General features: G+C 66.2%; 4 protein-coding genes. 2 read left to right on the top strand and 2 right to left on the bottom strand.

Annotated elements, in window-relative coordinates:
- A partial coding sequence (locus DSP71_RS14295; protein ID WP_220151126.1) for an RHS repeat protein occupies positions 1–3,916 on the top strand: 3,916 nt, incomplete at its 5' end.
- 26 nt (positions 3,917–3,942) lie between these two features.
- Positions 3,943–4,374, top strand: coding sequence for a hypothetical protein (locus DSP71_RS14300; protein ID WP_113681428.1), 432 nt, complete (start codon positions 3,943–3,945; stop codon positions 4,372–4,374).
- 270 nt (positions 4,375–4,644) lie between these two features.
- Here DSP71_RS14300 and DSP71_RS14305 read toward each other — a convergent pair whose 3' ends face one another.
- Positions 4,645–7,530: a LamG-like jellyroll fold domain-containing protein gene (locus DSP71_RS14305; protein ID WP_113681429.1), complete on the bottom strand. Its 2,886-nt coding sequence runs from the start codon at positions 7,528–7,530 to the stop codon at positions 4,645–4,647.
- 93 nt (positions 7,531–7,623) lie between these two features.
- Positions 7,624–8,259: HAD-IIB family hydrolase (locus DSP71_RS14310; RefSeq protein WP_113681430.1), on the bottom strand; the 636-nt coding region annotated here is incomplete at its 5' end.

An 8,259-nucleotide genomic window follows, 5' to 3' on the forward strand; every position in this document is an offset into this window, starting at 1 on the left:
GCCCCTGACAGTGGCGAACTCGCGCACGTGGAACGTGTTCGCGGGGGTGAACACCGTGGAGGTGCGTGAGGGCGACCCGGCCGTACCCGCGGCCCAGAAGGTGTCGAAGTACACGTACTACCAGGGCATGAACGGAGACAGGGCGGCTGCCGGCGGAGGCACGAAGACGGTGAACGTCACCGGCACCAGCATCCCGGACGACCGCTGGTTCGCCGGACAGCCGTATCAGCAGCAGACGTTCAACGGTGTCGGCGGAGCTCTGGTGTCGACGCAGGTCAGCACGCCGTGGGCCTCGAACGTCACCTCCAACGACGGCGCGCGGCAGGCGCGGATGGGTGGCGTGCAGAAGACAGTCGTCACCGAGCCACTGTCGACCGGTGGCAACCGCACGCTCGAGACCCGTACGACGTTCGACGGAACCTACGGCTATCCGTTGACGGTGTCGACGGTCCCGTCGGATGCCACGGGCAAGTGCGTCACGACGACTTACGCCGCGGCGAACACCTCCGCCTGGATCATCGGTCTCCCGAGCGAGGTGCGCACGGTCAACGCCGCGTGTGACGGCGTGGCCGGCGCGCAGTTCCCGCGCGACCTGGTCAGCGACGTGAAGACCAGCTACGACGGCCTGGCCTGGGGCGCGGCGGCAACGAAGGGGCTGCCGACGTCCGTGCAGGTGGTGGACAAGTACGACAACGGTCAGCCGCATTGGGTCACGAAGGAGTCGTCGACCTATGACTCCCTCGGACGCCTGCTCACGAAGACGGATCCGCTGGGGCGTACGACGTCGACGGCCTACACTCCGGCGACGGCCCTACCTCTGCTGTCCACGACCGAGACGAACGCGGCGCCGTTCTCCTGGCAGACGGTGACGACGCTCGAGCCGACGACCGGCGCGAAGACGAAGATCGTCGACCCGAACGGCTCGATCACGACGATCGCGATCGACGGTCTCGGGCGGTCCACGAAGGTCTGGCTGCCGCTGCAACCCCAGGCCGCGAATCCCGCGGCGCCGTCGATGTCGTTCTCCTACACGCTGTCGCAGACCGCCCCGAATGCGATCAAGACAGACACCCTGACCGGTGGCGGCATCGTCTCGAGCTACCAGCTCTTCGACGGTCTCGGGCGAGAGACGCAGACCCAGAGCCTCGCCGTCGGAGGCGGCACGGTCGTGAAGACCACGAACTACGACAACCAGGGGCGACAGTACTTCGTGGACAACGACTACTGGACGGCATCCATCGCTCCGGGAACGGCGTTCTTCACTCCGGTGACGGAGAACAACATCCCCTCGCAGGTCATCACCGTGTACGATGCCGTCGGACGCGCGCTGACGTCGACCCTCAACACCACGGGGTCCGTGCACTCGCAGACGATCAACGCCTACCCTGGTGCAGATCGGGTCGACACGGTTCCGCCGGTCGGGGGCACCTCGACGAGCACGTTCACGAACTCCCTCGGGCAGAAGACCAAGCTCATCCAGTACCTCGCGGCCGGCATCACCGGCACCGGACAAACGACGACGTTCGCCTACGACGGTGGCGATCGGATGACGAAGATGACCGATCCGGCCGGCAACGACTGGATCTGGACGTTCGACCTGCTCGGCAACCGTATCGGCCAGGACGATGCCGACTCGGGAGTCGCGACGGCCACCTACGACCTCGCCGGGAACATGACCTCGACGACGGATGCTCGCGGGAAGACCGTGACGACGACCTACGATGAGCTCAACCGCAAGACGGCCTCGTATGCCGGCACATCTTCGGGCGCGATGCTCTCGTCGTGGACCTACGACACGGTCAAGAAGGGGCTCGTCACGACCTCGACCGCCTATACGGGATCGACTCCGGGCGCCCCGGGCCTTGCCTACAAGACCACAGTCGGCTCGTACGATGCGGCGGGCAATCCACTCGACACCACGCTCTCGATCCCGGCAGGGGCACCCGCGTTTGCGGGCACGAGCTACAAGACGACGCTCTACTACAACGCGGACTCGTCGTTGCTGGCGAAGCAGATGCCCGCGATGGGTGGCCTGCCGGCCGAGACGATCCGCTACAGCTACGACTCCTGGGGCAAGCTGAGCGGCGTGCGCGGCACGTCGATCATCCTCGCGAACACCGTGTACTCGCCGATCGGGCAACTGTCGCAGTTCAACCGGGTCAACGGCTCCACGAGCACCGCGTACTCGACCTACGGCTATGACGCCGCGACGGGGGCGGTGCTGTCGATCAAGGACAACGCGGTGTTCGGCGATCTGGGGCACTATGTGGCCGACCGGGCATATACCCGCGACGCGGTCGGCAATGTCACGTCGGCGACGATGAGCTCTGTGCTGCCGACGGCGGGGACGCAGAAGGCCTGCTACGCGTATGACTCGCTGCGCCAGCTGAAGTCGGCGTGGACTCCGAACGCATCGACGGGGTGCGGGGCCACACCGTCGGCGAGCGGGATGGGTGGCCTCGAGCCGTACTGGCATGAGTACACGTACGACAACGCCACCGGGAACCGCACGGGGCTCGTGAAGCGTTCCTCGATGGGGACGGCCACGACCGCGACCTACACCTACGCGGCAGCGGGCGGCGACCGTCCGCACGCGGTCAACGCTGTGACAGGCCCGGCCGGAGTGGGGCCGGGATCGTACTCCTACGATGCGGCAGGCAACATGACCGGACGCCCCGGCCAGACGATCACGTTCAACGACGCGGGCAAGGTCTCGAAGGTCGTGGCCGGGTCCACGACGCAGGACACGGTCTACAACGTCGACGGCAGCATCCTGCTGCGCACCAACACGACGGAAGGTTCAACGCTATTCGTCGGTGACACCGTGCTGAAGCAGGCGACGGGATCGACGGTCGTCGCGGGCGTACGGACGTACAGTGGTGCCGAGGGCAAGCCGATCGCGGAGAAGTCCGCGAAGACCGGAACCGCCGGCACAACGCTGACGTGGTTGTTCTCGAATCTGGAGGGGACGGTGGACGTGCAAACAGTGGCGAACTCGACAGGCACGACCACGCGCATGCTCCGTGATCCCTACGGTGCCCCGATCGGATCGTCCGGAGTGTGGGGTAGTGGGACCGGGTACATGAACAAGCCCGTGACCGCGTCGACGGGTCTGACCACGGTCGGTGCGCGCACCTACGACCCCGTGCTAGGGAAGTTCCTGTCCGTGGACCCTGTGATCGATACGAACCTGCCGCAGCAGAACACCGGATACACGTACTCGGGCAACAACCCCACCACGTACATGGACCCGAGCGGAATGAGGTTCGTCATCGATGGGTTCAAGCCCAAGCCCAAGTCCAAACCGGGGACAGCCTCAACCGCCTCGAATCCGGGCAACGCGGCAAGTGCGAGCGGACAGAAGTGCAAGGTGGGGGACTGGTCCTGTCGGGTGAAGGCAGCCACTCCCGAGGTGAAATGCGGCGGGGCTGGGAAAGCGCGGTCGTGCAATTCGATCGGACCGGCTGGGATCTGGTCGTACTCGTATCGTTTTGATCACCTCATCGGAACGACCAAGCAGTTCAGTGCAGAGCAAGCGATGACCGCTTTCTCGCAGAACCCGACCAAGGTCTTCCCTTTCACTGTGGAAGGCTGCCCCACGTTCAAGAACGGCGGCGAGTGCAGCCTCAAGACGGGAACGCCCCTTCTCAATCCGAACGGCGTTGTCGGAGTGACTACGACGCGGACCTCGGTGAAGTTCACGGTTCTCGACTACGGGTACTTCGATGCGCCGGGGTCGACCATCAAGTTCTCCACCTGGGAGGATAAGAAGGGAAACGTCTACTTGACGCAAACAGCCGACGGTCACGGCGCTGACTTCATCACATACGCGTCTCTCAGTTGGTTCGAAGCAGCGAAGCCGACCTGGGAACAACAGGCTTCTAACCTCTCGGCGCTCATGGAGGAATCGCGATGACGTCGAGACGGAGAGTGTTCCCTACCATGCTGTTGCTGCTTGGCGCCGTGGTGGTGACGGCCGCGATCGTCGCCCTGCTCCGCTACGGATGGGTCGGTGGTTGGGAGCCATCTCCTGTGGGGCGGGACGATGTGAGGCCGCTGCTCGGCACCTTCACAGTCTTTGCGGTCGGGGGAGTACTTGTTGCGCTGCTGTGCTGGTCTCTCGAGCGACCGATGACTGGCGGATCATCGCGAGTCAGCCGCAACCGTTTCCGGCATGTTCTCATCCCCAACGCTCTGGCGGCCGTCGTTGGTATCTTCCCGGTCTATCTGCTCGTGTGGGATTGGTCTCAGGCTTTCGCGGTCGTCGGCGGACTCGCTGTTCTCGGAAGCGTCATGTGCTTCGTCGCTCTGCTGGTCGGAGACAAGATGCAGGTCAAGACAGCCGACCCCGACAATGCGACCGAGCATCGGTGACAGTCTCTCCGGGACCGCCCTCGCCCCGGGTATCACGATGGTCTCTTACCGTGGCAAGGGTGGAACCGTCTTGTGACCCGTCCCACTTGATGGGATCCTTGTCCACCAGCAGCTTGCCAACGCGCGGACGCAGCGGCGTCTGCGGCAGCTCGTGGTCGTCGTGGCGTCAATTGTGAACGGTGTTGTGCACACGCCCTAGCCGCGTTTGCTGATTCATAGGTGAGAAGAACTCAGAGCGCCGATCTTTTCCTCCGAGAAGCGTTCTCGTGCTCAGTCGGTGAACGGCAGCTCGAAGGCGTTGAGCCGGGCGAGCTGGACGTGATTGATGACGCCGGGGACCATGACGGGGTTGGCGATGAGACCTTCGAATCGTCCTGTCATGGGGGCGGGGCCGAAGACGAGGGGTCCGCTGGCTGAGCGGTCGCCGGCTCCGTTGATGTGTGAGTTGACGGCGACCGGCGTGATCGAGTTGCCGACGAGGAGTCGGAGCTGCTTGTTCGTCGCATCCCAGATGCCGGTGAGCATCTGCCACGATCCGGGCGTCGCGGCTCCGCCGGTGGCGCAGTTGCTCGTCGGTGTCGTGCTGGCGGAGTTGACGGGGTAGTCGCCGAGGCAGAACGCGTAGGTGCCTGCACTGGTGACCTGAAGCTGGACGGAGCCGCTCGAGCCTCCTCCCTGCATCGCGATCTTCTGGGAACCTGTGGCAGGCAGATACCGGGTCTTCACCCACACGCTGAACGTGAAGCTGTTCATCGCGTTCACGGCGGGATACATCGTGCTCACCTCCATGGCGCTTCCCCCGGCGGTCGACAGCACCGGGGTCTCGATGGGCGGGTCGGGCAGATCCGTCGAGGTGGTGGAGCTGGTCTCGGGTATCAGCAGGTCGATGCCATCAGCGCCGATCCACGGGTTGGAGTCCGGGATCGTGTTCGGCAGCGGGGTGGACATCTGCGTGACCTGCCACGCGTGTCCCGCGTCGAGGTTCGCCGCAGCAGCGGGGGTTCCGGTGTTGCCGCCAGGGTAGAGCGGCCGGCCGACCGCGGCGGACTGATTACCTGCCTTGTCGTAGGCCGACACCCAGACGGTGGACAGTGCGTCCGTCGGCGCGACGGTCAGAGTGGTCGCTCCGGACGGGGCTTTGCATGCCCAGCGCACGTTTCGGGTGATCGCGGTGGCGCAGTCGGGGAGCGCGGCCGCGATGGAGACCGTCCCGTCGGCGGGTACGGGCGGGGCGGGCGCGACGAGCTGGGTGGGAGTCACCCAATAGACGTATCCGGCGACGTCGGCCGCCCCGGTCACGGCCAGGTTGAGGCCCGTCCCGACGGTGTAGGAGGCGTTGGTCGGCGTGGTGACGGTGGGAGTGGCCGGCTTCGTCTTGTCGACGGTGAAGTAGCACCAGGCTGTCGGGGCGACGCCGTTGCTGCGGTGATCGCTGCCCCAGGCGCGCCACGCGTATGTCTCACCATCGGTCAGTGTGGTGAACGTGACCGACTTGTACCCCTGCGCACCGAGCCCTCCGGGCTTGTCCTGAACGGCAGCGTTCAGGTTGGAAGCCTTCATGAGGTGGAAGTTGGTGTCGACATTGCCGGGGTCGGGGTCGGTCTGGTGCACGCGAACGGTGACGTCGCTCTGCCCGATCGGGGTGGGGGCCGCGGCGGTTCCGCACTGTCGGCTCGGCGACGTGAAGACCGGGTCGGTCGGGGCGTTGGGGCGTGTGTTGTAAGACACGGTCAAGGTCGCGGCGCGGCTGAAGTGGCGTCGCGAGACGACCGTCTCGTTCTGGGGCGCGAGCCCGAGCTGGAACCAGGTCTGTCCGACGTAGGCCTGAACGCCTGCCGTGACGTTCCAGCCGACGGCCTCTGGTCCGCTGCTGCACGATCCCGGGTTCTGAGTGTCCAGAACCGGTCCCCACAGCGAGTGGTTCTGCTGGTTCCACGTGAACCCTCCGGCCTGTGGGCCGAAAGCACGCACCTGGACGGGGCTGTTCGGGCAGGAGGCCCATCTGATCTGCGTCGCGCCGAGCTGGGCCCCGAGGATGTCCTTGCCGGCGAGCGGGCTGATGATGAACTGGTAGAAGATGTTGCCTCGGAAGTTCTGGTACCGGCCCATGCGGAGCACATCCGACGTGCTCGCGTTGAGGTACGACTGGTCGGGATAGGCGGCGTCCGTGTACCAGGATGCCTGAGCGCCGGCCGACCAGTCGGGGTCGATGAAGATCGGGTAGGTCACGTCCTGGCCCGAGTCCTTCTCATGAGTAGCGACGGAAGCTCCGACGTCGAGCATCACGCGATCCTCACCGACGTCGTGCGTGACCGGCAGCACCGGCTCGGTCGCTCCGGGCTCGCGGAAGTCGCCTCCCGAGGAGGAATCCCACCAGAGGGGCTGCCCCGCGACGATCTGCGAACCGTCGGCCGCCTCTGCTTCGACGGAGCCGTTCTTCTTGGTGGTCAACGCGGCGTCCTGGATCACGACATGAAGATCGTCGAGCGCCGCCGACCGCGCGGCTTTCTCCGTCTTGACTACGTAGACCGATGCCTGCCCGGTCTTGGTGGCCACCATCTTCAGGTCAACGTCGGGCAGCACGTTCGCGTAGGTGGCCGTGTCGCCGTCGACAGTCGGGGCGGGGAGGGTGCCGTAGGGCCAGGTCTCGGTGACCCACTCTCCGGAGGCGGTCTGCACCTGTGCGAGTTCGTTGTTCCCGCCGGCGGAGAAGCGGACGGGTGCGGCCGACGCGATCGGTTCCCACCACCCATCCGTGCGAGCGAGTGTCGTGTCCACCGGGACCCACGTGGAATCCTGCTCCACTCTGACGGGCACTGTCGACGTCTCGTAGCGCATCGTCCCATCGGGCATCGCCACGTGCTGCTGGGTGGGGGTGATCATCCCGTCCACGGGGACGGGCTCGCCGGTCGCCTGCGCGGTGGAGATCGCCGCCGTGACCGCAGCCTGTTGGGCAGCTCGGAACGACGTGGCGGACAGGGCCTTCCCCACTCCCGGCCCCACTGCCGGGGGTGCCGCACTCGCGGAGAGCGACCCGCCGCCGAAGACGATCGCGGCAGCGCACACGCCGCCGAGGAGAGCCAGGCCTCTGCTGCGGCGGTCTCTGGCGGGAATGGATGCGGGATAGCGGGTGCGCGCGGCGCGGGGGAGCTTCACAACCGCAAACTATGGGCGTCGTCTGCCGCCCCGCAATATCGATTCACTCGATGAATCCGATTGTCAGGTATTCGCTCGACGTGCAATAGCGGCTCAGCCGAGCAGGCGCTCGATCACCCGCGCCACACCGTCCTCGTCGTTCGAGGCGGTCGTGTCGTCGGCCGCATCCTGCACCAGGGGTTCGGCGCCTGCCATCGCGACGCCGTGCCCTGCCCAGCGGAGCATCTCGACATCGTTGAGCGCATCGCCGAAGGCCACCACGTCAGCGCGGTCGATGTCGAGATGCTCGCAGAGTCGCGCGAGGCCGGTGGCCTTGGTGACGCCCTCCGCCATGACTTCGACGAACGGGGCGCCCGACAGCGTCGCCTCGAAGCCGGTGAGTCCGAGCGAGCGCAGGGTGTCGAACAGGGCGGCCGGGGCGAGCTCGGGGTGGCGGATCACGAACTTCAGGCTCGGCGCGGACAGCACCTGCTCCAGCGGGACGCCGCCCATCGTGGCGGGGTCGCGCTTGTGGTCGGAGAGGGCGGCGATCGCCGCGTAGCCGTCCTGGGCCACGAACGTCTCTCCGGCATCGCGCACACTCGCGAACAGCAGGCCGGGGATGCTCGCGCGCAGAGCTTCGGCGAGCGCGCGGATCGTCTGGGGCGGCAGCTCCTCGGCGAACAGCATCCGCCCGTCGTCGAGGCGCACGGCATAGGCGCCGTTGCTGCACAGCGCCCACCCGTCGAA

The sequence above is a fragment of the Microbacterium sp. H6 genome (assembly GCF_003314775.1).
In the GTDB taxonomy this organism is placed as follows: domain Bacteria; phylum Actinomycetota; class Actinomycetes; order Actinomycetales; family Microbacteriaceae; genus Microbacterium; species Microbacterium oxydans.

Coding starts and splice junctions, on each gene's coding strand:
- DSP71_RS14300 (WP_113681428.1), top strand. CDS start 3,943: ATGCTGTTGCTGCTTGGCGCCGTGGTGGTGACGGCCGCGATCGTCGCC.